This is a genomic window from Rhizobium sp. BK176, from assembly GCF_024808055.1.
Genome location: NZ_JANUBV010000009.1, coordinates 1 through 22,297, shown reverse-complemented (window position 1 = coordinate 22,297; position 22,297 = coordinate 1). Strand labels below are relative to the sequence as shown.

Genomic DNA, 22,297 nt, shown 5'->3' with positions numbered 1-22,297 from the left:
AACCGCGATCGAACCGCAGTAGATCGGCTACGAACAGAGCCACCGCTACGCACCGCCACTAAGGGACCCAAGATGACTTTTTACCGGACGACACGGCTGATGCTTTCGGGCGCCGCTTTTCTTTCTCTCGCCGGCTCGGCCTTTGCCCTCGATGGCCAGGCTCTGCTGACGAAGATCAACGCCGCTTACAGCCAGCAGGGAGGCACGATCGTTGCCGATGGCGTCGATGTCGACGGCACGACGGTGACGCTGAAGCAGGCGAGCTTCAAGGCCAACAGCGGCGAAGCGGTGCAGATTGGCGACATCACGATGAAAGGCGTCGAGGAAGACGAAGACGGCGGCTACTATGTCGAGGAAGCATCCTTCCCGAACATCAGCGCTACGAACGAGGGCTCCACTTTCACAGCAACCGACCTGACGCTGAGCGGTATTTCGATCCCTGCCGATCCGAAGGGTGAAGGGCTCGACTCGATGCTGCTCTACGAGAGCGCCCACAGCGGTCCGGTGAAGGTTGTCCAGAACGGGGCAGAGCTGTTCTCGCTCGCTGAAAGCGACATGAACCTGACGCTTCGCGAAGACGAATCCGGCTTCGATTTTGATGGCGCTTTCAAGGGTCTCAAGGCCGATCTCAGCAAGACAACCGACGCGCAGAGCAAGGAAGCGATCGACAAGCTCGCGCTCCAGCACGTCCAGGGCGACATCACGATGAAGGGCGCCTGGGAGCTGACACCCGGCACGATCGACGTCTCCGAATTCGCCTTCGACTTCAACAACATCGGCAAGCTGAACCTCGCCTTTAAGATCTCCGGCTACACGATGCCTTTCATAAAGTCGCTGCAGGAGGCGGCCAAGCAGGCGGAAGCAAACCAGAACAAGGAAGAGGCGCAGCAGGCCCTCGGTCTGTCGATGCTCGGGCTGATGCAGCAGCTGTCGTTCGAAAGCGCCCAGATCCGCTTCGATGACGCTTCCATCACCAAACGCGCCCTCGACTACGCCGGCAGCCAGCAGAACATCTCCGGCCAACAGATGGCGGATTCGTTGAAGGCGATGACGCCGATCATGCTGGCGCAACTCAACATCCCGGAGCTGCAGAACGCCATATCGGCGGCTGTCAGCACCTTCCTCGACAATCCGAAGAACCTGACGCTCGCTGCCGCTCCGGCAAAGCCCGTTCCGTTCCCAATGATCATGGGTGCCGCGATGGGCGCACCGAATACACTGCCGCAAGTCCTCGGCGTGAAGGTGACCGCAAACGATTGATCTGAGCCTCTGGAACCCGGCGACCCGCTCTGCCGCTGGGTTCCTTTCTGTTTGGGCAACGGTCACGCAATGTAGCGGCGCAACTCATGGATTGCGTGGCTGGTCATTTCAGCCAGTTCTGAGGCCGTGGCGCCGTCACGTGCCTGGACCGACATGCCCTGGACGATCGCCCCCATAAAGCGGGCAAGCGATCGGGCGTTCGCGTCCTTGCTTATATCCCCCTCCTTGATGCCGCGTTCGATGCGCGCCACGAAAATGTCGAGCGTCTGCGTCCGCAGCGAGGAGACATATTCGGCAATGTCCTCATTCTCGGCCGCGCAATTCAACACAGCCGTCGAAATCATACAGCCCTTCGGATGGTCTGGCGCGGTGAAAATGGCGGCCGAGTTGTTCAGGAACCGCTCGAAGGCAGTGACGGTGTCGATCTCTGCCTGGAAAGGATTGCCGGGTTCGGGGCGCGGCATGCGGCGATATTGCGCGAGCGCCTCGCGATAAAGCTCCGCCTTGGAGCGGAAGGCCGCGTAGAGGCTCTGGGGCGTAATCCCCATCGAGGCAGTAAGATCGGCGATCGAGCTGCCGTCATAGCCGTGCTGCCAGAAGACGTCGCGTGCGGCGGAAAGCACCGTCTCGCGATCGAAGGCCGGCGGGCGGCCGCGCTTCTTCTGACCGCTATTTTTCCCGTCGTCGTTATTTTTCATAGTGATCACTCTAGAAATATCATTCGATCCAGTTTATTCAGGAACGATCATTGTGATTATAGGAGGCTTGATCCAATGAGTCTTCCCCTCGAAACCCAGCACACACAGCAGACTGCGGACCTCGCAAGGGCACTCGACACGGTGATCGATCGCACGATCGCAGCAAAACGTCTCGTCGGCGCGGTGGTCCTCGTTGCCCGCGAAGGCGTCGTCGTCTATCGTCGTGCAGCAGGCCTTGCCGATCGCGAAAAAGGACGGGCCATGGCCGAGGACACGATTTTCCGGCTCGCCTCGATCACAAAGCCGATCGTGACGATCGCAGCGATGCGGCTCGTCGAACAGAGCCGCATCAACCTCGACGATCCCGTGACCAAATGGCTGCCGGATTTCCGCCCGCGACTTGCGGACGGGACGGAGCCGGTCATCGCTATCCGCCATCTGCTCACTCATACCTCCGGACTCAGCTATGGCTTTGCCGAAGAGGATGGTCCTTATGCCAAAGCAGGCATTTCCGACGGCCTCGATCAACCTGGCCTGCCGCTGGCCGAAAACCTGAAGCGGCTGGCGAGCGTCCCTCTCCTCTTCGCACCTGGCTCACAATGGCAATATTCGCTCGCAATGGACGTGATCGGTGGCGTCATCGAAAAGGAGACAGGTGCCCCGCTCGGCGAAGCCGTGGCAAAGCTGGTGACGGAGCCACTCGGCCTTGCTGACATCGCCTTTGCCGTGCGTGATCACAGTCGGCTCGCTGCCGCCTATATGAACACCGCACCGGAGCCCGCGCTGATGGGCAAAGAAGCCTCCGTGCGGGCTCTGAACGGCTCTGTGCGCTTCACGCCGGACCGCATCTTCGATCCGGCCTCCTATCATTCCGGCGGCGCCGGCATGGCGGGAACAGCGGGCAACGTGCTGGCGATCCTGGAGACGATCCGCAAGGGCGGCTCGCCGCTTCTCTCTTCCGAAACAGTTAAGACCATGACGGCAGATCAGGCGAACGGCGTGCGCCAGCTTCTTGATCCGGGCGTCGGCTTCGGTTTCGGCTGGGCGGTGGTGACCGACCCGGTCTCCGCGCAGGTGCCGTGGTCGAAGGGGACGTTTCGCTGGGGCGGCGCCTACGGCCATAGCTGGTTTGTCGATCCCGCAAAGAAACTGACCGCCGTGGCGCTGACGAATACGGCGCTGGAGGGGATGTGGGGGCAATTCACGGTGGATCTGCGCGACGCGCTCTACTCGGCGATTTGAGTGCCAAGAAAAAGCCCGGCTCAGGCCGGGCTTTCTATGCCAGCTTTCTCAGTCCTTCTTGACCGGCGGGATCGGACGGATCGACAGTTCGCGCAGCTGCGTCGGCGTTGCCGGGGTCGGTGCGCCCATCAGCAGATCCTGCGCCTGCTGGTTCATCGGGAACAGCGAGATCTCGCGCAGGTTCTTGGCGCCGACGAGCAGCATGACGATGCGGTCGATGCCGAAGGCCATGCCGCCATGCGGCGGCGCACCGTACTGGAATGCGCGGTAGAGGCCGCCGAACTGCTCCTCGACCTCGGCCTGCGACTTGCCGGTCAATTCAAAAGCCTTGACCATGACTTCCGGCAGCTGGTTACGGATCGAGCCCGAGGCGATCTCGAAGCCGTTGCAAACCATGTCGTATTGGAAGGCCTTGATCGACAGCGGATCGCTGCCATTGAGCGCCTCGAGGCCTCCCTGCGGCATCGAGAACGGGTTGTGGGCGAAGTCGATCTTCTTCTCGTCTTCCAGCCATTCGAAGAACGGGAAGTCGACGATCCAGCAGAATTCGAAGCGATCACGGTCTACGAGGTTCAACTCCTCGCCGGCCCTCGTGCGGGCTTCGCCGGCAAACTTGTAGAACTTCGACGGATCACCGGCGACGAAGAAGCAGGCATCGCCATCATCGAGGCCGAGTTGGGTACGGATCGCGTCGGTGCGCTCCTCGCCGATGTTCTTGGCGAGCGGGCCGGCGCCTTCGAGCTTCTCGCCCTCCTTGCGCCAGAAGATATAGCCGAGGCCCGGCTGCCCCTGGCTCTGCGCCCAGGCGTTCATGCGGTCGCAGAACGCACGGCTACCGCCAGTCCTGGCGGGAATAGCCCAGACCTCGACCTTCGGGTTCGAGGCGATCATGTTCGCGAAAACCTTGAAACCGGAGCCGGCAAAATGCTCGGTGACGGCCTGCATCTCGATCGGGTTGCGCAGGTCGGGCTTATCGGAGCCGTACTTACGGATCGCCGTCTCATACGGAATGCGCGGGAACTTCTCGGTCACCGGCTTGCCTTCGGCAAACTCGACGTAGATGTCGCGAATGACCGGCTCCATCGTGTTCCAGACGTCTTCCTGGGTGACGAAGCTCATTTCGAGGTCGAGCTGGTAGAATTCGCCCGGCAGACGGTCGGCGCGCGGGTCTTCGTCGCGGAAACACGGCGCGATCTGGAAGTAGCGGTCGAAACCGGCAACCATCAACAGCTGCTTGTATTGCTGCGGCGCCTGCGGCAGCGCGTAGAAGGTGCCGGGGTGGATGCGTGACGGCACGAGGAAGTCGCGCGCGCCTTCCGGCGAGGAGGCCGTCAGAATCGGCGTCGTGTATTCGGTGAAGCCGACATTGCCCATTTCGCGACGCATGGCGGAGATAACCTGCGTGCGCTTGACGATGTTCTTGTGCAGGGTCTCGCGGCGCAGATCGAGGAAGCGATACTTCAGGCGAACGTCTTCCGGATAATCAGGCTCGCCGAAGACCGGCAGCGGCAATTCCTTGGCAGCGGAGAGAACTTCGATCTCCTGCGCGTAGAGTTCGATCTCGCCGGTCGCCATGTTCTTGTTGACGGTGTCTTCCGTGCGCGCCTTGACGAGGCCGTCAATGCGGATCACCCACTCGCCGCGGACCAGTTCAGCCTGCTTGAACGCGGGCGAATCCGGATCGGCAACGACCTGGGTGATGCCGTAATGGTCACGGAGGTCGATGAACAAAACGCCGCCATGGTCACGAACACGGTGGACCCAGCCGGAAATCCGGACATTGGCGCCGACATCCGACTTGCGGAGGGCTGCACATGTGTGGCTGCGATAGCGATGCATAATCTCAATTCCCGGTATCTGGCTTAAGACGGCGGCAAGGGGCTCTGATGGCTCTCCCGCACCGACAAGAAAATCGGGCGGAAAAGCGCATGGACGGTCTGATTTGTCAAGGGTTGGCACGCTAAGCATGCGCTTTGCGCCAGCTTTATGACAGGCCCGCAACCATGCGACCGCGAATACCCATGCGGCAGTTTGGCAACTCCCTACCATATTGCTGAAGCTCGCAGTCAACTTTAAAGAAGAGCAATATCCTCGCGCGGAGCCTCTACATGCCCCTTTTCACTCGCCGCAACCTGCTGAAAGCCTCGGCCGTTGCGGGTGCTTATGGCGTCGGTGTCGGAATAGCGGGGAAATTCGGGTTGGCGGAAGCGGCGCCGGAGCCACAAGTGCTGAAAGCGTTAAAGACGACGGCCAGCCTCGCCGACTCCGGCATGACGAAAGACATCATGACTTGGGGCGACGCCGGCATGCCTCCGGTATTGCGAATGACGAAGGGCAAACCTTTTGCGGCAAGGCTGACGAACACGCTCGACGAGCCGACGACGATCCACTGGCACGGCCTGAGAATAGCGAACAAGATGGACGGCGTGCCGTTCATGACGCAGCCCTATGTCTATACCGGTGACAGCTTCGACTATGCCTTCACGCCGCCGGATGCCGGCACTTTCTGGTATCACCCACATTGCAACACGCTGACACAGATGGGTCACGGCATGACTGGCGTTCTCGTGGTGGAGGATCCAGACGATCCGGTATTCGACGCCGAGGTCGTGCTCAATCTGCGCGACTGGCGGCTCGGTGGCGACGGGCAGTTCATCGCGGCCTTCCGTCCGCGTGATGCGGCAAAGACCGGCACCTACGGAACAGTCAGGACGGCCAACTGGAACCAGGAGCCGCAATATGATGCGCCGGCCGGCGGCCTCATCCGGCTCCGCATTGCGGTGACTGACGTCACCCGCATCTTTTCCCTGAAGATGGAGGGCGCCGAGGCGACCGTCATCGCGCTCGACGGCAATCCTGTCTCGAAACGCTTTCCGCTCGATCTGCTGTTGATCGGGCCCGGTCAGCGCCTCGATCTCGCCGTCAGGATGCCAGACAGCGAGGGTGCCGTCGCCACACTCGAAGACATCAGGGGCACAATGCCGAAGACGATCGCCAAGCTTCGCGCCGTCGGAACCTCGTTGAAGCGCAATGTCGGCGATCTCACGGCGCTTGGCGAGAACCCGGTCGCTAAGCCCGATCTGTCTGCGGCACAGAAGATCCCGCTCATTCTCAGCGCTACGGCCGAGAGTGCGCCTGTCGACAGCATCTGTGGTACGCTGGGCTACAGCTTCTGGGCCATCAACAAGGTACCGTGGCCCGGCGACACGCCGGATCCGACCGCGCCGCTGGCGGAATTGAAGCTGGGTAAGAGCTACATCCTGCAGCTCGAGAACGTGACGCCGCACACGCATCCGATCCACCTGCACGGCATGAGCTTTACCGTGCTCTCGTCCTCGACACGGAAGGTCGAGCCGCTCGTTAGCGACACCTATCTCGTCCAACCCGATGAGAAAGTGCAACTCGCCTTTGTGGCCGACAATCCCGGCGATTGGTTGCTGCATTGCCACATCATCGAGCATCAAAAGACCGGCATGACCAGTTATGTTAGAGTTGTTTGACGGCTCTTTGCGGGTTCTAGTTGACATATCCGGCCGAAAGGAGAAGGAAGGTTCAACTATGTCTATCCTGCGAATGAATTGAGATGATCGAAACAACCGCCGATTTGGAGGCGGCCTGCAAAGAGCTGGCCAAGTCAGAATTCATTACCATCGACACCGAGTTTCTCCGAGAGACGACGTTCTGGCCGGAACTCTGCTTAATACAGATGGCAAGCCCAACGACGGAAGTGCTGGTCGATCCGTTGGCGAAGGGCCTCGACCTCAAGCCGTTTTTCGAGCTGATGGCCAATCCTGCCGTGCTCAAGGTCTTCCACGCCGCCCGCCAAGACATCGAAATCATTTACAACCGCGGCGGGCTCATTCCGCATCCGATTTTCGACACTCAGGTTGCCGCGATGGTGTGCGGATTCGGGGACTCGGTCTCCTACGACCAGCTCGTCAGCCGCACCAAGGGCGTCCAAATCGACAAGTCGTCGCGCTTCACGGACTGGAGCCGCCGGCCGCTCTCGGAAAAGCAGCTCGACTACGCGCTGGCCGATGTCACGCACCTCCGTGACGTCTACCTCTACCTCAAGGCCGAACTCGAACGCGAAGGCCGCTCCTCCTGGCTGCGGGAGGAGATGGATATCCTTGAGGCCCGCGAGACCTACGACCTGCATCCGGACGATGCATGGCAGCGGTTGAAAATGCGCCTGCGCAAGCCGCAGGAACTCGCCATCCTCAAATATGTCGCCGCCTGGCGCGAGCGTGAGGCCCGAAGCCGCAACGTGCCGCGCTCGCGCGTGCTGAAGGACGACGCGATCTATGAGATCGCCCAGCAGCAGCCGAAGGACGCCGAAGCGCTTGGCCGCTTGCGCACGATCCCCAAGGGTTGGGAACGGTCGGCCGCCGGCGCTGCCGTGGTCGAAGCCGTCAATGCCGCGCTTGCCTTGCCGAAGACCGAAATGCCGCACGCCCCACGGCAGGCACAGCCACCAGAGGGCGCCGCCGCCGCCGCCGAATTGCTGAAGGTCCTGTTGAAGCTGATCTCGGAAAAGCACGGCGTCGCACCAAAGGTGATCGCCAACAGCGAAGATCTCGACAAGATCGCATCTGAGGGCGAGAAGGCCGAGGTCGCTGCGCTTCACGGCTGGCGGCGGGAGCTCTTCGGCGAGCCTGCGCTGCAGCTTATCCAGGGCCAGGTCGCCCTTCGCTTCGTCGGTAAGAAGGTCGAGACGGTGGCGCTCTAGCGCCATCAAGCGGACGTTTTTGCGCGTATAGTCATTTCGAGATTGTATTGATCGCGGAACGAACCTGGCGTGTCTTTTGGAGGCACCCGATGCTTCCTATATGCCTTGGGTATCCCGGCGACGCGTCACCGCGAAAAGGACTCCATGAGGGAAATATCACCAGTCCAGAACTGGCTATTGATCGCACTTGTCATCGCCGCGAGCGGCGTGCTTTACGATATGCGGTTTTATGGGGGGCATCCCTTCCTCGGTGCGACGTTCGCGCTCGCCATCGGCCTGCCGATCATTGCGTTCGAGCGCAAAGTCATCTTGCGCTCCCTCTACCGTCGCATGCAGGCGCTTCCGACGCTGACGTTCTTCCTCGCGGAGATCTTCGTCTACGAAATACTGATGAGCGCCGGATTTGCAGTTGCCGGCCTATCCATGTGGTGGCTCGGCTTCTTTCATCCGGAATCGTGGGTCGATGCCGTCGTCCTGCCGTTCAACGCATTTCTCTATGCGCTCGCGGTGTGCGCGCTGATCATCTTCGTGCTTCGGATACGTGAACTACTGGGGCGGGATATCTTCCTGAACATGCTGTTCAGCCGCTACCGCAAACCGATCAGCGAGGAACGCGTCTTCCTGTTTATCGATCTGGTGGACTCGACCTCTTTTGCCGAGAAACACGGCGATCTCAAAGCGCAGCAGATGCTGAGTTCCCTGTTCGCCTCGTTCGCCGAGCCGGTGAGAAAGTACAAGGGTACCATCGATGACTATGTGGGCGATGCCGCGATCATCAGCTGGCCATTGGAACGCGGGATCAAGTTCGCCCGATGCGTGAACTGCATATTCGATATCGTCGGCGCGATCGAGGCGGACGCCGAGCACTGGCTGACGGCATTTGGTCAGGTCCCTCGCCTGCGCGCCGCCTTGCACGGTGGCACAGTCATCACGGCTGAAATCGGTGTCGACCATCACAAGATCACCTATTTCGGCGACACCGTGAACACCACGTCCCGACTGGAATCGCTTTGCAAGACGTTGAACCGCTCGGTCCTGATCTCCTCCGACCTCGCTCAGCGCATCAAGATGCCGGAGACGGTCTCGGCGCAGGACCTGGGAAACCATGCCGTCAAGGGTCGCGGCCAGAGCCTCGGCGTCATCTCGCTCGTCAAGGCGGACAACCGGCTGGCGTCACCAAAGCTTCACGCAAGCGTCAACGCGCCGACATGAAAGCATTGCTAATCGAAACCCGCATTCCATCCTTTGGGGGTTTCAATGAAAAATGCTCTTCTTGCTTCCGTTTCATTTGTTCTTTTGATCGCCGGTTCGGCCGCTGCTGACCAACAGGAATTTCCCGCCAAGCTCGCGGGCCAGGCGATCCTGCCGGCCAACACGCTGGTTGCGGCTCCGGCCGATGCGCCTGAGTTCCTCAAGCACTCCGGCAAGTTCACCACCGCCGACCGCAAGCGCACCGAAGCGCTCGGTAGCGTTCCCGGCAAGGACGGCGTTCGCGTCACTGATCTGAAGCTGCCGTTCGACGGCCAGCCGATCCAGGGCTTCTCCGGCATCAAGACGATGGCTGACGGCAGCTTCTGGACGCTCTCCGACAACGGCTTCGGCTCCAAGGCAAACTCCAGCGACGCGATGCTCTTCCTGCATCAGGTGAAATTCGACTGGCAGACCGGCAAGGTCGATGTCGTCAAGAACCTGTTCCTGTCCGATCCCGACAAGAAGGCCCCCTTCCCGATCGTGCTCGAAGGCGCGGACAAGCCCTATCTGACGGGTGCTGACTTCGATATCGAATCTGTACAGCCTGTCGCCGACGGCTTCTGGATCGGCGAGGAATTCGGACCCTATCTCCTGAAGTTCGACACCGAGGGCCGCCTGACCGACGTGGTCGCGACCACTGTTGACAACAAGCCTGTCATGTCGCCCGACAATCCGGTCCTCTCCGTTCCGGCGAACCCGACCGCCAAGATGCCGGTCTTCAACCTGAAGCGTTCGGGCGGCTTTGAGGGTCTTGCCATGTCGAAGGACGGTAGCAAGCTCTACGGCCTTCTGGAGGGCGCCCTCTATCAAGACGACGGCAAGATGGAATCCGTTGACGGCCATACTGCCATCCGCGTCATCGAGTTCGACACGGCTTCCAAGAAATGGACTGGGCGCACCTGGTTCTATCCGTTCGAGGACAAGGGCGTTTCGATCGGTGACTTCAACATGCTCGACGATGCGACCGCCCTCGTCATCGAACGTGACAACGGCGCCGGCACGAAGGACAAGGCTTGTGCCGATCCCAAGCAGCCGAAGCCCGATTGCTTTGAGGCTCCGGCTGAACTCAAGCGCATCTACAAGATCGAGTTCAACGACGCCAACGTCGGCAAGGCTGTCCGCAAGATCGGCTACATCGACCTGCTGAATATCAAGGACCCCGACAACAAGAAGAAGGCCGGCAACAAGGATGGCATCTATGACATGCCTTTCGTGACGATCGAAAACGTCGACCGCGTCGATGCCACCCACATCATCGTCGGCAACGACAACAACCTGCCCTTCTCTGCGGGCCGCGCCATCGACAAGGCTGACAACAACGAGTTCAGCCTGCTCGAAGTCGGTGAACTCCTGAACGCGAAATAAGCTTAAGTCTCACAAGGAAGGTCCCGCTTGAAAAGCGCGGGGCTTTCCAGAAATGAACGACGCCTGAGCGGCAAGCCTTTAGGAACCTCGAACTATCGCTCCGTAGCACCCTTTCCAGCGAGAATGTGATCTCGGAATTTAGCGATCCGCGTCGTTCGCGTTTCCGACTTCTTCACCCCGTTGAGATTGATCACGTAGCTCTTCTGTCGGCCAGGTGTCAGATCGTAAAACGCCTCGGCAAGTTCAGGATCGGAATCGAGAGCCTCAACCAGCTCATCGGGCAGATCGACTTCGCCTTGCCTTTTCGATGGCTTGATGCCCGCCTCGGCGTAGCCCATCGCTTCCTTCAGGTAGGACCGGATGACAGGTTCCATCTTTACGACCTGTGCGTTCTCCACAAAGCGGAGCATGTCGGGATGTTGAGTGTTCGGCCCCTGCTTCTCGAGGACGCCCTCGGAATCTCTCAGCAATGCGGCGTTAAAGAAAGTCAGGCGATAATCGCCGCGAAAGGCGCCCATTATGGCGATGTTGCGGCCTTCATGCATGTAGCAGGGATGCGCCCATTTCACCGTCTCGACGAGACCCACCTCACGACAGATGCGGCGGAGCTCGTTCAGGCCGTCAATCCATTGCCGCGTCGAACAGTCCGGCGTCGCAAAGCGCTCGCAGCGTCCGCATCCTTTCGTGAAAAAGTCCTCAATGTCGGTGATCATCACTCTCGCCCAAGCTCCTTTCGCAGTGGTTGGCTGCTCACTTGAAGCATCCCAAAGCAATACGTCAACTTAGGGCCGAAATCTTTACGAATGCGACGCAGGCGATTAACGCCTCCCCGGTGAGGGGCAAAGAGAGACGGCCGGCTTGTCGCGGGCAGGTTCGACTGTCGACGGTGGCCCGCACCCTCAGGCTTTTGCGGCCTGTGTCTTCGGCTTCAGGAAGATGATCAGAAGCAGACCGGCGACGATGAGAGCCGCGCCCTCGAGATGATAGCGTTGCAACTGTTCCCCGAGGATCAGATAGGCGAGGATCGCGATGAAAATCGTCTGGATGTAGAGAAGCACGCCAGCCCGCGCCGCACCCAGGGCCTCGATGCTACGATTGAACAGATAATACATGATCGCCCCGCCGGGGATCGCGACGTATGCGAGCGCAATGAGCCCGCTGGTATTGAGCGTCGAGCGTTCGTCCGAGGCAAGCTCATAGAGGTAGAAGGGCAGCGCCGTCAGCACCGCGGCGCCAAGAAGCAGCACAAGCAGCGCTAGGCGGTTCAAATCGAATTTCGCCCGGCGAAGCAACACCGTATAGAGGCTGAAACAGAACGCGCCGGCGACGATCCACAGTTCGCCCGGATTGAGATCGAGACGCATCAACGCAGCCGGGCTGCCTTTGATGATGATGACCACAATCCCGAAAAAGGCCAGGATCGATCCGATCACCTGCCAGCTTCCCATCGGTTCGGCGAGAAACAAACGGGCGAGGATCATGGTGATGATCGGGATCAGTGCGATAATGATGCCCGCAGTCGTGGCCTCGGCATGCTCCAGGCCGACAAAAATCAAGCCTTGGCAGATCGCAAGTCCCATGCCACCGACGACAAGCAGTTCCAGGCCGCGGGCTCGGATAAGAGCGACCATGTCGCCGAAATGCCGGCGCACGATGGGCATCAAAATCGCCCAGGCAATCAACACGCGCCAAAAGCAGAGCGTCCAGGGCGGCATCTCAGTCGAGACCCATTTCGCGGCAATATAGACGCCCGCCGATAGCAGCCAGCAGAGGATGCCCACGGAATAGGCGGTCGCAAGCGAACCGCCCGCTGCCTCTCCCGTTCCAACCGTGTCGCGATGGACCGTCACGCCATGTATCGCCATGGGTCAAAGTTATGCCACAGTTCCCCGCCTCTGCACAGGCGCTCCGCCACCATGATTGGTCTTGGCTCGTCGAGGTTGTTTTGCGGCTCGCTCCAACCACCATTCCTCGAAAAATTTGAACGAAATGGGCGTGGATTGGTTGTTCCAAGGTCACCACCTCAACAATGGAGACACTTATGAGCAAGACAGACGTGAAAGAAATCCAAAAGCGCACCGAGCGTCAGGTCGAAAACACCAGCGGTGGCGGCCATCTCGGCGGAACCTATTTTGGGCAACAACCTGACGGCAAGACTGCATCGGTTTCCAGCAAGGAAGGGCCGAAAGCAAGAGCCAACGATGGCTAAAACGGAACCCCGCCAAGAGCGGGGTTCCTCCGTTCTGGCATGAAGCATCCACATCGAGCCAAGATTAGCCAGCGGAAGATGCTTTTCGCCTCGCACCTCGGTCGTGCGTCCCCAATCGCTATTCGAAGCGGAAAGCCAAACGGTGGTTGGTCAGCTTGGCAAGTTGTTGCAGCCGGCCTTCAAGGCGCTCGCCGGCGAAGTCATGATATTCCGCCGGAACCACGAACTCCAGGTCGAGATCTGGTTGGGACGACTTCTGGAAGGTCAGGTTTCGCACGATTCCCGGCATGGATGCCGAAAAGAGATAGACCACCCGCAACAAACCGCCGAGCAGCTTGGCGCGCTCGATGAAGCGCGGAGTCGCGATCGCCGCAAGCGGGCCTGTGGCACCGTCATCGTACGGTCCTTCGAACCGGTAGTAATTCGTTAGCGCAATGAAGGCGCGGCCAGGATGACTGATGCCAACAAAGGACGAGTGCGCAATGATATTCAGCGCCTGTAGTCCACGGTAATCAGGGTGCGCGCGCCAACTGATGTCGGCAAGCAGGCAGGCTGCCTGACGATAGCGCGCCTCCTCCTCCGTCTCAGTGATGCCGAAATAGGGCATCATGCGGCCGGTCCATCCCGCCAGCTCTCTGGCGTGCTCTGGCGAACGTGCACGCAGAATGGCGAGTTCGCCGGCGGCCGCCAGCAGCGGATCGGTGCGACGCTCACCGTCCGAGAGCAGTGAATAGAGATAGCCTTCGCGCACGCCCTGCCCCGAAAACGAGATAACAGAGGGCTTCATTGCGCTTAGAACCTCTTTCATGGCCACGGCGCCGAAGGGAAGCAACGCGCGGCGATGCTTCGAAACAGCCATCCACGCAGGATCCTTTGAATCCCGTGCAATCTCCACCTGATCGAGGAAGTGCATCATCGCCTCGAGCGAAACTTCGTAGCCCTGCATCATGTGCAGCGGATACTGCGTCATCTCCATGTGCAGCTTGGCGATGTTTCGCCAAGTGCCGCCGACCGCGTAGAACGTTCGCCCGGCGCCCTTAGCGAGCAGCTTGGAACTGGTTTTCACATGCTTGCGGGCAAAGGTTCGAGCCTTCTCCAGCGAGCCGCCTGCATATTCCGAGAGGCGAAGGCCACCGAGCGGCAAGGTTACCCCCTTGCCGATTTCCTTACCCTTGATGTCGATCAATTCGAGTGAGCCGCCACCAAGGTCGCCGGCAATGCCGTCAGGCTCATAAAAGCCGCTGACGATGCCGAGTGCGGAGAACTTCGCCTCCTCCTCGCCGGAGAGAACACGAACTCTGCGCTGAAGGATCGTTTCTGCCTGATGGATGAAGTCTGGACCGTTCGATGCTTCGCGCGCCGCCGCCGTTGCGAGCACATACATCGTGGAAGCGCGCGCCTGGTCGGACAAAGCCTTGAAGCGATGGAGGGCGGCCAGAGCGCGCTCTACGCTCGCCTCATCCATCTTGCCGGTCAGCGCAATACCGCGGCCCAGGCCGCACAACACCTTCTCATTGAAAAGGATCGTCGGCGAGCGGGACATGCCTTCATAGATGACCACACGGATCGAGTTCGACCCGATGTCGACGACGGAGACCGGGGCAATCCCTGGAAGGCGCCCCTGGGCTTCTGATTCAACCATGCAGGTCCAATTTTACTTGTTGTTTCGACCGGAGAGGAGCCCGGCAATCAGCTTGGGTGCACTGGACTTCAAAGCTTCACCACGGCCGGACAGGCTTGGGTTTGTCATGAAATACTGCTGCGCGTTGAACGGCTCTTCGCCCTTGCGCACTTCCATGCGCCTTGACGTTCCGTCGGGCAATATCTCGTAGCTTTGCTGATTGTCAATAATATTGCCCAGCATAATCTGTGAGAGAACCTGCTCGTGCACGGTCGGATTGGTCAGCGGTACGAGCGTTTCGACACGGCGATCGAGGTTCCGCGGCATCATGTCGGCCGAGCCGATATAGACCAGGGCCTTGTCGGACGGCAGCCCATGACCATTGCCGAAGCAGAAGATACGGCTGTGCTCCAAAAAGCGCCCAACAATCGACTTCACCCGGATATTTTCAGAGAGGCCGGGCACTTGCGGGCGCAGGCAGCAGATGCCTCGGATCACAAGGTCGATCTCGACGCCGGCGCGGCTTGCGGTATAGAGCGCATCGATGATCTCGGGGTCGACAAGCGAATTCATCTTCATCCAGATCGCCGCTGGCGCGCCGTTCTGGGCATGCTTGATCTCTTCCTCGATGTGGCGAACGATGCGCGAGCGCAGCGTATACGGAGACACCGCCAACTTCATGCTCTGTTCCGGCTCGCCGTAACCGGTGATGAAGTTGAAGATATTCGCCATGTCGTGGGCAATCACCGGGTTGCAGGTGAAGAACGACAGGTCGGTATAGATTTTCGCGGTGACCGGATGATAGTTGCCGGTGCCGAGATGGCAGTAGCTGCGCAGCTTGCCTTCTTCGCGGCGGACGACCAGCGACATCTTGGCGTGGGTCTTCAGTTCGATGAAGCCGAAGACGACCTGCACGCCGGCGCGCTCCAGGTCGCGCGCCCAGCGAATATTCGCCTCTTCGTCGAAGCGGGCCTTCAGTTCGACGAGAGCTGTAACCGATTTGCCCGACTCGGCTGCATCGATCAGCGCACGGACGATCGGACTGTCGTTCGACGTGCGGTAAAGCGTCTGCTTTATCGCCAAAACGTCAGGGTCGCGTGCAGCCTGGAGCAGAAACTGGACCACCACGTCGAAAGACTCGTAGGGGTGGTGAACCACCATGTCCTTTTCCCGGATTGCGGCGAAGCAGTCGCCGGCGTGCTCTCGGACTCGTTCGGGAAATCGCGCATTGTAGGGCGGAAATCGAAGGTCTTCGCGCGGCGCCTTGGTGATCTCGGACAGCGTATTCAACGCGAGAAGTCCCGGCAGAACGGCAACCCGGTTTTCCGGAACACTCAGCGCCTGTACGACGAACTGGCGCAGCGACGCCGGCATTTCTGAATCGGTCTCAATACGGATCACCGATCCGCGGCGGCGACGCTTCAGCGCGGTTTCGAAGAAGCGCACCAGATCTTCGGCCTCTTCCTCAACTTCGATATCGCTATCGCGGATGATCCGGAATGTACCCGAGCCCTGCACCTCATATCCGGGATAGAGCCGGTGAATGAAGACGTTGGTGACGTCTTCAAGGGTGATGTAGCGGATCGTGTTACGGTCATCCGGCAGCCGCACGAAGCGGTCGAGTGCCGGCGGCAGGCGCAGCAGCGCCGTCATCGGTTCACGACCGTTCTTGCTGATCAACTGCAGGCCAATCGAGAATCCGAGATTCGGGATGAAGGGGAATGGGTGCGCGGGGTCGATCGACAGCGGCGTCAGTACGGGGAAAATGGCCTGCTCGAACTCCGTCGCGAGCCACGCGCGGTCAGTTTCACTAAGCGCTCCGGGGCGCACGATCAGGATATCTTCCTTGGCGAGATACTGCTGAAGCACGGCAAGCGATGCCTGTTGCTCCATCTGCAGATTGTCAATCTCCTGGAGGATGGCGTCGAGTTGCTCGGCTGGTGTCTTGCCATCAGGCGTACGCACGACGATATTCTGACGCACCTGACCTTCGAGACCGGCTACGCGGACCATGAAGAATTCGTCGAGGTTTGCGGCCGAGATCGACAGGAACCGAACGCGCTCTAGCAGCGGATGCTCGGTATTCAGCGTTTCCTCGAGAACACGGCGATTGAACTGTAACCAGGAGAATTCGCGGTTGATGAAGCGCTCGGGACTGGTCAGCAATTCTTCTAGAGAAGGCACAGCCTCGTTGGTTTCCGGAGTAGGTTCGTGATGCTCCGTTACTGCGCTATCCATGGTCTGATTGTCCCGTTTTCTTCGGTCAAGCGAATTATATCAGTTTCACGACAGAACTGTGACGGTCAATCCGCCGACTCCGAATTACCCAATTCATTCAATACCTCAGCGGCAAGAGCTCGGGTAATCTTAGTGCCTCTGGAAAGGGCAAGTCGATCAAGCCTGTCGACGATCGTCTGGGCCGCATTCAGGGATCGCTCCATCCGGTTAACGATATAGAGGACCAGTTTGTCATCAATATAAAGCTGTCGGTCGGCGAACAGCTTTACAATCACCTGGGACAGCAGTTCCTCATCCGGCTCACCGATCTCGACGACCGTCGCCGCCTTCAGACGCGAGCGCAAATCCGCCAGTTCGACGGGCCACGACATCGGCCAAAGGCGGCTCGTCATGAGAAGGCTGTGACCGTTTTCGCGCACACTGTTGATGACGTGAAAGAGTTCGTTGTCGTCGAAGCCAAGCCGATCGACATCCTCGAACAGGACCGGCCCATTGGCTGCATCGACGGCCGCGTTGGCGCCCGCCTTCGGATGAATCTCAATAGCACCGCTGTGATCCTTCCAGATGTTCGCGAGGTGCGACTTTCCGGAACCCACGGGGCCTGCGAGGATCACGACGGGCGAAGGCCAGTTCGGCCACGCATCGACGATCGACACGGCTGCCGCCAGCCGTTCGGAGATCAACAGATCATCACGCCCCGTTGCGGCATCGTGCGAAAAGGCCAAGGGAAGCTGCTCGACGGCATTGCGCCTTGGACCAGCATTTTTCACATCAGTCATTTGGGATCAGCTTTTGTCTTCCTGATCTGGCCGGTCTTTGCCGTGCCAGCATAAAGATCGCTTTGAAGGTAACGCGAAAGCGCAAAACGAACAAGCACACCAACCGCGGCGGCGGCGGGCACCGCGACCAGGAGCCCGACGAAACCAAAGAGTGCGCCGAAGGCAAACAGCGCAAACATCAGCCATACGGGGTGCAGGCCGACGCTGTGGCCAACAAGCTTCGGCTGCAGGATATTGCCTTCCATGAACTGGCCGCTGAAGAAGACCGCAAGCACGGCGCCAACCCAGAGATAGTCGGGCCAGAACTGGACGATGGCAACGCCGACGGCAAGAACGAGGCCGACCAGCGAACCGACATAGGGGATGAAGCTGATCATTCCCGCGAAGAGGCCGATCAACAGGCCGAAGTTCAACCCGATCAGCGACAAGCCGACGGCGTACCAGATCCCGAGGATAAGGCAGAGCGACCCTTGGCCGCGGATGAACCCGGCAATCGCCTGGTCGATCTCACGCATGATCTGATGGACGTTGGCCACATAGTCACGCGGAATATACTGATCGACCTTGGCGATCATGCGATCCCAATCCAGCAGCATATAGAAGGCCACAACGGGCGTGACGATCATCAGCGAGATGACATTGACCACGGCAAGGCCGGAACTCCAGACCTGACCGAACAGACCGGTGAGCAATCCAAACCCCTGTGACAGGATTTCCGAGAAGTTGTTCTTGATCGTGCCGAGCTGGCTCCTCACCCAATCCGGCATGAGGGAATTCTGGGACTGTATGATGAAGGTCTGCAACTGATCGATGTAACCCGGTAGACGGCCAGCAAAATCGCTGAACTGGCTCGCCAAAACCGGAATCAGTATCATCAATGCGAGTACGATAATGACGACGAACGCAATCAGGATGACGACCGTCGCCATCAGGCGGCTGAGACCGAGGCGCTCGAGCCGGTCGGCAATCGGGTCAAGGAAGTAGGCCAATGCCATCCCCGCCAGGAACGGCAGCAGGATCGAGCTGAAGAGGAAAAGGAAGCCAATAAAGAAGGCGAGCACGATCAGCCAGAAGATCACCTGGCGCTTCAGACCTGCCCCGCTAACCTGCTGTGGCATCACATTCCCCGCTGATCGACTGTCTCGATTTTTTGCATCATAGCGATGCAACCTTTCGAGCACATAGGATGTGGCCGAGAGAATGGTCAACCCCGGCGCTAAAAATCGAGAGAGCCCGCGTCAATTGAGCGGGAAATTGGGGCTTTTTCCATGCAATCCCTTGCATGTAGGCCCGTGTCATGCAATGGCGACCCGCATATCGAGGCGGTGACATTTCCCGCCCGCGCACAGCCATCGGAGAGCAGCATGAGCCAGTCTGGAAAAAACGGCCTGACCTATAGCGACGCAGGCGTCGACATCGATGCCGGAAACCTTCTGGTGGAGAAGATCAAGCCCGCCGTGCGCTCGACGCGCCGCCCGGGTGCGGACGGCGAGATCGGCGGCTTCGGCGGCCTGTTCGACCTCAGGGCTGCGGGTTTCACCGATCCGGTTCTCGTTGCCGCCAATGACGGCGTCGGCACCAAGCTGAAGATCGCCATCGATGCCGATTATCATGACACTGTCGGTATCGATCTCGTCGCCATGTGCGTCAACGATCTGGTCGTCCAGGGTGCTGAGCCACTTTTCTTCCTCGATTACTTCGCGACGGGCAAGCTCGATCCTGACCAGGGTGCGGCGATCGTCGAGGGCATTGCCGCCGGCTGCCGTGACGCGGGCTGCGCGCTGATCGGCGGCGAGACCGCCGAGATGCCGGGTATGTACTCTTCCGGAGACTACGACTTGGCCGGCTTTGCCGTCGGTGCGGCCGAGCGCGGCCAGCTGCTGCCGTCGGGCGACATCGCCGAAGGCGACGTGATCCTCGGCCTTGCCTCGTCGGGCGTCCACTCCAACGGCTTCTCTCTGGTTCGCAAGATCGTCGGCATTTCGGGCCTCGCCTGGGATGCCCCGGCTCCGTTCGCTGACGGCAAGAGCCTCGGCGAAGCCCTGCTGACGCCGACCCGCATCTATGTAAAGCCGCTCCTGAAGGCGATCCGCGCAACCAAGGCTATCAAGGCATTGGCGCACATCACCGGTGGTGGCTTCCCGGAGAACATTCCGCGCGTTCTGCCGAAGCACCTCGCAGCCGAGATTGATCTTGCTGCCGTCAGGGTACCGGCGGTTTTCTCCTGGCTTTCCAAGACGGGCGGCGTTGAAGCCAACGAAATGCTGCGCACCTTCAACTGCGGCGTCGGCATGATCGCGGTCGTTTCGGCTGAGAACGTCGCGACCGTCACTGCGGCTCTCGAAGCTGAAGGCGAGACGGTCGTAACGCTCGGTCGGATGATTGCCCGCGCCGAAGGTGCCGGCGGTACGGTTTACAAGGGCACGCTCGCCATATGACATCGCCGCGCAAACGCGTCGTCGTCTTCATCTCCGGCGGCGGTTCCAACATGATGGCGCTGGTCGCAGCCGCCAGGGCTGGCGACTTTCCGGCGGAAATCGTCGGCGTCATCTCCGACAAGGCCGACGCCGGCGGGCTCGCCAAGGCGGCAGCCGAAGGCATCCCCACCTTCGCTTTCGTCCGCAAGGACTATGCGAGCAAGGAAGCCCACGAGGAGGCAATCTTTGCCGCGCTCGATCAGCTTTCGCCCGACATTCTTTGCCTTGCCGGCTACATGCGGCTGCTGAGCGGCATCTTCATCCAGCGCTACGAGGGACGGATGATCAACATCCACCCTTCCCTGCTGCCGCTGTTTCCCGGCCTGCACACGCATCAGCGCGCGATCGACGCCGGGATGCGGATCGCCGGCTGCACCGTGCATTTCGTCACCGAAGGCATGGATGAGGGACCGGTTATCGGCCAGGCCGCAGTTCCTGTCCTTTCCAGCGACAATGCCGACAGCCTTGCCGCGCGCGTGCTCACAGTCGAGCATCAGCTTTACCCGCAGGCGCTGCGGCTCTTTGCTCAGGGCAAGGTGAAGATGGAGGGCGGCAAGGCCGTCAGCACCGACGCTGCAGCAGCGCCGGCGGAACGTAGCAGCGTTATCTCGCTGATCGGCGAAGGCGCCTGAAGCACGGCGCGATCCTTTGGATCCCCCCCTGCTCTAATTCTCTGTTTCTACGCATATCCATGTCCCGAAAGGCTCCGCTTTCGGGACATATTCCGTGCCCTCAGGCGGCAAGCGCCCGAGGCTGATGAAGCGTGCCGTCGCTGTAGACAAATAGGCCCTTGCGGAAGGTGGCGCGGATGCGATGCACGTCACCGGCTTCGATGACAACCAGGTCGGCCTGCTGACCGACGGCAATTTCACCACGATCGAGAAGACCGGCGGAGCGCGCCGCATTGCGGGTCGCCATTGCGACGGCGTAAGGCAGGCTCGTGCGATCGGCGATCTTGAAGATGCCGGGCACGAAGGCCGCAGGATGATAGTCGGCAGCAATGACCGTCAGAAGGCCGGCGGCAGCGGCATCCAATGCGCTGAGATTGCCGGACATCGATTGGCCACGCAGCGCGTTCGGTGCGCCCATCAGCGTCCAGAGGCCGCGACGCCGCGCTTCTTCCGCTGCCGGGAGCGTCACCGGAAATTCGCTGATCGTTACGCCGAGATCGTGCATCTGCGCGACCTTCTCGGCGCTATCGTCATCGTGGGAGGCGAGCGACAGGTTGTGCTTCAGCGCGAGATCGACAACCTGCTTCAGCTTGATCTCGATGTCGGGATTGTTGCGCATCTCGATACGCTTGGCGACCATCTCGGCGGCCATCTCCTCGGAAATGGCACGGCGCTCGGCGATGCTCAGGATGTAGCTCTCGATGTTGTTATACTGCCCCTGCCCCGGCGTGTGATCCGTCAGCGAGACCATGTCGACATGGCCGGCATCGAGCAGCTTTTCGAGCGTCGGCGCGGCGCCGAGATTGGTGATCTCGTAGCGCGCATGGACACGATGATCGATGAGCAGGTTGTTCTTCAATCGGCTGATGCTTTCGATCACGGCCGATGTTGTCTCAAGCGAGCGGACGTGGCCGTAGACGCTTTCCGTTGCGAAGGAGACGGCCGCGAATGCGGTCGTGACGCCTGCGGCTGCGAGCTTCTTGTCCAGTTCGTGGATGCTGAAATCGATCGGCATCGGTGCATTCGGGCGCGGCGCGATCTCCCGTTCGACCATGTCGCCATGAAGGTCCACGAAGCCCGGCATCAATAGGCGCCCACCGCCATCGATCGCACCGTTGGCGACCGGTTCGGGCCTGATTTCGGCAATGACGCCATCCTCGACGCGGACCGAGCCGTGGCTCACGATCTCATCTGGAAGGACAAGAGTAAAATTGCTGAGCCACATCGGTTTTTCTCCAGGCAGGGATTTATGACAAGGCGGAGCGCTTAGCGCTGATTCATGACATCGGTGTGAAGGATAAGCCTCGCAAATTGGCCCATGCCCTAGGCCGTAAACTCATAAATTCTCTTGGCGTATTGCGTTCGGCGTGATTCAAGGCTTCCGAATTAGGAGCTATGATGACACGCCGCCGCTACGAACTCACCGACCACGAGTGGTCAATCATTTCGTCCCTACTGCCGAACAAGCCTCGCGGCGTTCCTCGTGTCGATGACCGACGGGTCCTGAACGGCATCCTTTGGCGCTTCCGAACCGGCTCGCCGTGGGCGGAAGTTCCAGAACGTTATGGGCCGCCAACCACCTGCTATAACCGCTTCGTCCGTTGGCGTAAGGCCGGTGTCTGGGATCGTCTTCTTAAAGCCGTTTCAGAGGCTTATGACGGCGACATCGTCATGATCGACTCGACCTGTGTTCGCGTTCATCAACACGCGGCCACGGGAAAAAAGGGGATCGAGACGATGGTTGCATGGGACGTTCC

The 22,297-nt window shown here is 60.0% G+C and carries 18 protein-coding genes and 1 pseudogene; 10 read left to right on the top strand and 9 right to left on the bottom strand.

Annotation, left to right across the window (positions count from 1 at the left end; all coding sequences use genetic code 11):
* Window positions 1-72: 72 nt before the first annotated feature.
* On the top strand, window positions 73-1,260 hold the full coding sequence (locus FHT76_RS24015; protein ID WP_183859325.1) for a hypothetical protein: 1,188 nt from the start codon (window positions 73-75) through the stop codon (window positions 1,258-1,260).
* A 62-nt stretch (window positions 1,261-1,322) separates the two neighbouring features.
* Here FHT76_RS24015 and FHT76_RS24010 read toward each other — a convergent pair whose 3' ends face one another.
* Window positions 1,323-1,967: a TetR/AcrR family transcriptional regulator gene (locus FHT76_RS24010; RefSeq protein ID WP_183859327.1), complete on the bottom strand. Its 645-nt coding sequence runs from the start codon at window positions 1,965-1,967 to the stop codon at window positions 1,323-1,325.
* 66 nt (window positions 1,968-2,033) lie between these two features.
* Between FHT76_RS24010 and FHT76_RS24005 the strand changes: the two genes are divergently transcribed.
* Complete coding sequence (locus FHT76_RS24005; protein WP_259129356.1) at window positions 2,034-3,200, top strand: serine hydrolase; 1,167 nt, start codon at window positions 2,034-2,036, stop codon at window positions 3,198-3,200.
* 48 nt (window positions 3,201-3,248) lie between these two features.
* Here FHT76_RS24005 and aspS read toward each other — a convergent pair whose 3' ends face one another.
* Entirely contained in the window at window positions 3,249-5,039 is a 1,791-nt protein-coding gene (gene aspS, locus FHT76_RS24000) for an aspartate--tRNA ligase (protein WP_259129354.1), read from the bottom strand.
* A 269-nt stretch (window positions 5,040-5,308) separates the two neighbouring features.
* Between aspS and FHT76_RS23995 the strand changes: the two genes are divergently transcribed.
* The 4 genes from FHT76_RS23995 to FHT76_RS23980 all read left to right on the top strand — a co-directional run bounded on the left by FHT76_RS23995 (window position 5,309) and on the right by FHT76_RS23980 (window position 10,545).
* Window positions 5,309-6,700, top strand: coding sequence for a multicopper oxidase family protein (locus FHT76_RS23995; RefSeq protein WP_259129352.1), 1,392 nt, complete (start codon window positions 5,309-5,311; stop codon window positions 6,698-6,700).
* Between the two features lie 83 nt (window positions 6,701-6,783).
* Complete coding sequence (gene rnd, locus FHT76_RS23990) at window positions 6,784-7,929, top strand: ribonuclease D (protein ID WP_183859335.1); 1,146 nt, start codon at window positions 6,784-6,786, stop codon at window positions 7,927-7,929.
* Window positions 7,930-8,073: 144 nt separating this feature from the next.
* Window positions 8,074-9,141 (top strand): adenylate/guanylate cyclase domain-containing protein, encoded by a 1,068-nt coding sequence (locus FHT76_RS23985; RefSeq protein WP_259129350.1) that lies wholly within the window; start codon window positions 8,074-8,076, stop codon window positions 9,139-9,141.
* Window positions 9,142-9,186: 45 nt separating this feature from the next.
* The gene (locus FHT76_RS23980) at window positions 9,187-10,545 is read left to right on the top strand and encodes an esterase-like activity of phytase family protein (RefSeq protein WP_259129348.1); all 1,359 of its coding nucleotides are present in this window, start codon (window positions 9,187-9,189) and stop codon (window positions 10,543-10,545) included.
* A 92-nt stretch (window positions 10,546-10,637) separates the two neighbouring features.
* On the opposite strand, the gene FHT76_RS23975 is transcribed toward FHT76_RS23980, so the two are convergent.
* On the bottom strand, window positions 10,638-11,258 hold the full coding sequence (locus tag FHT76_RS23975) for a YdeI family protein (RefSeq protein WP_183859340.1): 621 nt from the start codon (window positions 11,256-11,258) through the stop codon (window positions 10,638-10,640).
* 186 nt (window positions 11,259-11,444) lie between these two features.
* Window positions 11,445-12,410 (bottom strand): DMT family transporter, encoded by a 966-nt coding sequence (locus FHT76_RS23970; RefSeq protein ID WP_259129346.1) that lies wholly within the window; start codon window positions 12,408-12,410, stop codon window positions 11,445-11,447.
* A 176-nt stretch (window positions 12,411-12,586) separates the two neighbouring features.
* On the opposite strand from FHT76_RS23970, the gene FHT76_RS23965 reads away from it, so the two are divergent.
* A complete protein-coding gene (locus tag FHT76_RS23965) occupies window positions 12,587-12,754 on the top strand; it encodes a hypothetical protein (protein WP_259129344.1) in 168 nt (55 codons plus the stop codon).
* A 118-nt stretch (window positions 12,755-12,872) separates the two neighbouring features.
* On the opposite strand, the gene ppx is transcribed toward FHT76_RS23965, so the two are convergent.
* The 4 genes from ppx to FHT76_RS23945 all read right to left on the bottom strand — a co-directional run bounded on the left by ppx (window position 12,873) and on the right by FHT76_RS23945 (window position 18,510).
* Window positions 12,873-14,396 (bottom strand): exopolyphosphatase, encoded by a 1,524-nt coding sequence (gene ppx, locus FHT76_RS23960; RefSeq protein WP_183859346.1) that lies wholly within the window; start codon window positions 14,394-14,396, stop codon window positions 12,873-12,875.
* 12 nt (window positions 14,397-14,408) lie between these two features.
* Window positions 14,409-16,613 carry an RNA degradosome polyphosphate kinase gene (locus FHT76_RS23955; protein ID WP_183859348.1) on the bottom strand — a complete coding sequence of 735 codons (2,205 nt, stop codon included), beginning with the start codon at window positions 16,611-16,613 and terminating at the stop codon, window positions 14,409-14,411.
* A gap of 65 nt (window positions 16,614-16,678) precedes the next feature.
* Entirely contained in the window at window positions 16,679-17,392 is a 714-nt protein-coding gene (gene hdaA, locus FHT76_RS23950) for a DnaA regulatory inactivator HdaA (RefSeq protein ID WP_259129342.1), read from the bottom strand.
* Complete coding sequence (locus FHT76_RS23945) at window positions 17,389-18,510, bottom strand: AI-2E family transporter (protein ID WP_183751507.1); 1,122 nt, start codon at window positions 18,508-18,510, stop codon at window positions 17,389-17,391. Before FHT76_RS23945 ends, hdaA begins: the two co-directional genes overlap by 4 nt.
* Before the next feature lie 246 nt (window positions 18,511-18,756).
* On the opposite strand from FHT76_RS23945, the gene purM reads away from it, so the two are divergent.
* Together purM and purN are read left to right on the top strand one after the other, a co-directional pair.
* A complete protein-coding gene (gene purM / locus FHT76_RS23940) occupies window positions 18,757-19,830 on the top strand; it encodes a phosphoribosylformylglycinamidine cyclo-ligase (protein WP_183859352.1) in 1,074 nt (357 codons plus the stop codon).
* Window positions 19,827-20,501 (top strand): phosphoribosylglycinamide formyltransferase, encoded by a 675-nt coding sequence (gene purN, locus FHT76_RS23935; protein ID WP_183859354.1) that lies wholly within the window; start codon window positions 19,827-19,829, stop codon window positions 20,499-20,501. Before purM ends, purN begins: the two co-directional genes overlap by 4 nt.
* A gap of 100 nt (window positions 20,502-20,601) precedes the next feature.
* Here the strand turns inward: purN and FHT76_RS23930 are convergent, their stop codons facing one another.
* Entirely contained in the window at window positions 20,602-21,765 is a 1,164-nt protein-coding gene (locus FHT76_RS23930) for an alpha-D-ribose 1-methylphosphonate 5-triphosphate diphosphatase (RefSeq protein WP_183859356.1), read from the bottom strand.
* A 173-nt stretch (window positions 21,766-21,938) separates the two neighbouring features.
* On the opposite strand from FHT76_RS23930, the pseudogene FHT76_RS23925 reads away from it, so the two are divergent.
* Window positions 21,939-22,297, top strand: a pseudogene (locus FHT76_RS23925) (IS5 family transposase); the annotation flags it as partial.

Bases quoted from the DNA above. Each gene is read 5' to 3' on its own strand.
- FHT76_RS23995 (WP_259129352.1), top strand. From the start codon at position 5,309: ATGCCCCTTTTCACTCGCCGCAACCTGCTGAAAGCCTCGGCCGTTGCG.
- FHT76_RS23945 (WP_183751507.1), bottom strand. From the start codon at position 18,510: ATGCCACAGCAGGTTAGCGGGGCAGGTCTGAAGCGCCAGGTGATCTTC.
- FHT76_RS23930 (WP_183859356.1), bottom strand. From the start codon at position 21,765: ATGTGGCTCAGCAATTTTACTCTTGTCCTTCCAGATGAGATCGTGAGC.
- hdaA (WP_259129342.1), bottom strand. From the start codon at position 17,392: ATGACTGATGTGAAAAATGCTGGTCCAAGGCGCAATGCCGTCGAGCAG.
- aspS (WP_259129354.1), bottom strand. From the start codon at position 5,039: ATGCATCGCTATCGCAGCCACACATGTGCAGCCCTCCGCAAGTCGGAT.
- FHT76_RS24015 (WP_183859325.1), top strand. From the start codon at position 73: ATGACTTTTTACCGGACGACACGGCTGATGCTTTCGGGCGCCGCTTTT.
- FHT76_RS24005 (WP_259129356.1), top strand. From the start codon at position 2,034: ATGAGTCTTCCCCTCGAAACCCAGCACACACAGCAGACTGCGGACCTC.
- FHT76_RS23965 (WP_259129344.1), top strand. From the start codon at position 12,587: ATGAGCAAGACAGACGTGAAAGAAATCCAAAAGCGCACCGAGCGTCAG.
- FHT76_RS23975 (WP_183859340.1), bottom strand. From the start codon at position 11,258: ATGATCACCGACATTGAGGACTTTTTCACGAAAGGATGCGGACGCTGC.
- ppx (WP_183859346.1), bottom strand. From the start codon at position 14,396: ATGGTTGAATCAGAAGCCCAGGGGCGCCTTCCAGGGATTGCCCCGGTC.
- purN (WP_183859354.1), top strand. From the start codon at position 19,827: ATGACATCGCCGCGCAAACGCGTCGTCGTCTTCATCTCCGGCGGCGGT.
- FHT76_RS23970 (WP_259129346.1), bottom strand. From the start codon at position 12,410: ATGGCGATACATGGCGTGACGGTCCATCGCGACACGGTTGGAACGGGA.
- FHT76_RS23955 (WP_183859348.1), bottom strand. From the start codon at position 16,613: ATGGATAGCGCAGTAACGGAGCATCACGAACCTACTCCGGAAACCAAC.
- FHT76_RS23985 (WP_259129350.1), top strand. From the start codon at position 8,074: ATGAGGGAAATATCACCAGTCCAGAACTGGCTATTGATCGCACTTGTC.
- purM (WP_183859352.1), top strand. From the start codon at position 18,757: ATGAGCCAGTCTGGAAAAAACGGCCTGACCTATAGCGACGCAGGCGTC.
- FHT76_RS23980 (WP_259129348.1), top strand. From the start codon at position 9,187: ATGAAAAATGCTCTTCTTGCTTCCGTTTCATTTGTTCTTTTGATCGCC.
- rnd (WP_183859335.1), top strand. From the start codon at position 6,784: ATGATCGAAACAACCGCCGATTTGGAGGCGGCCTGCAAAGAGCTGGCC.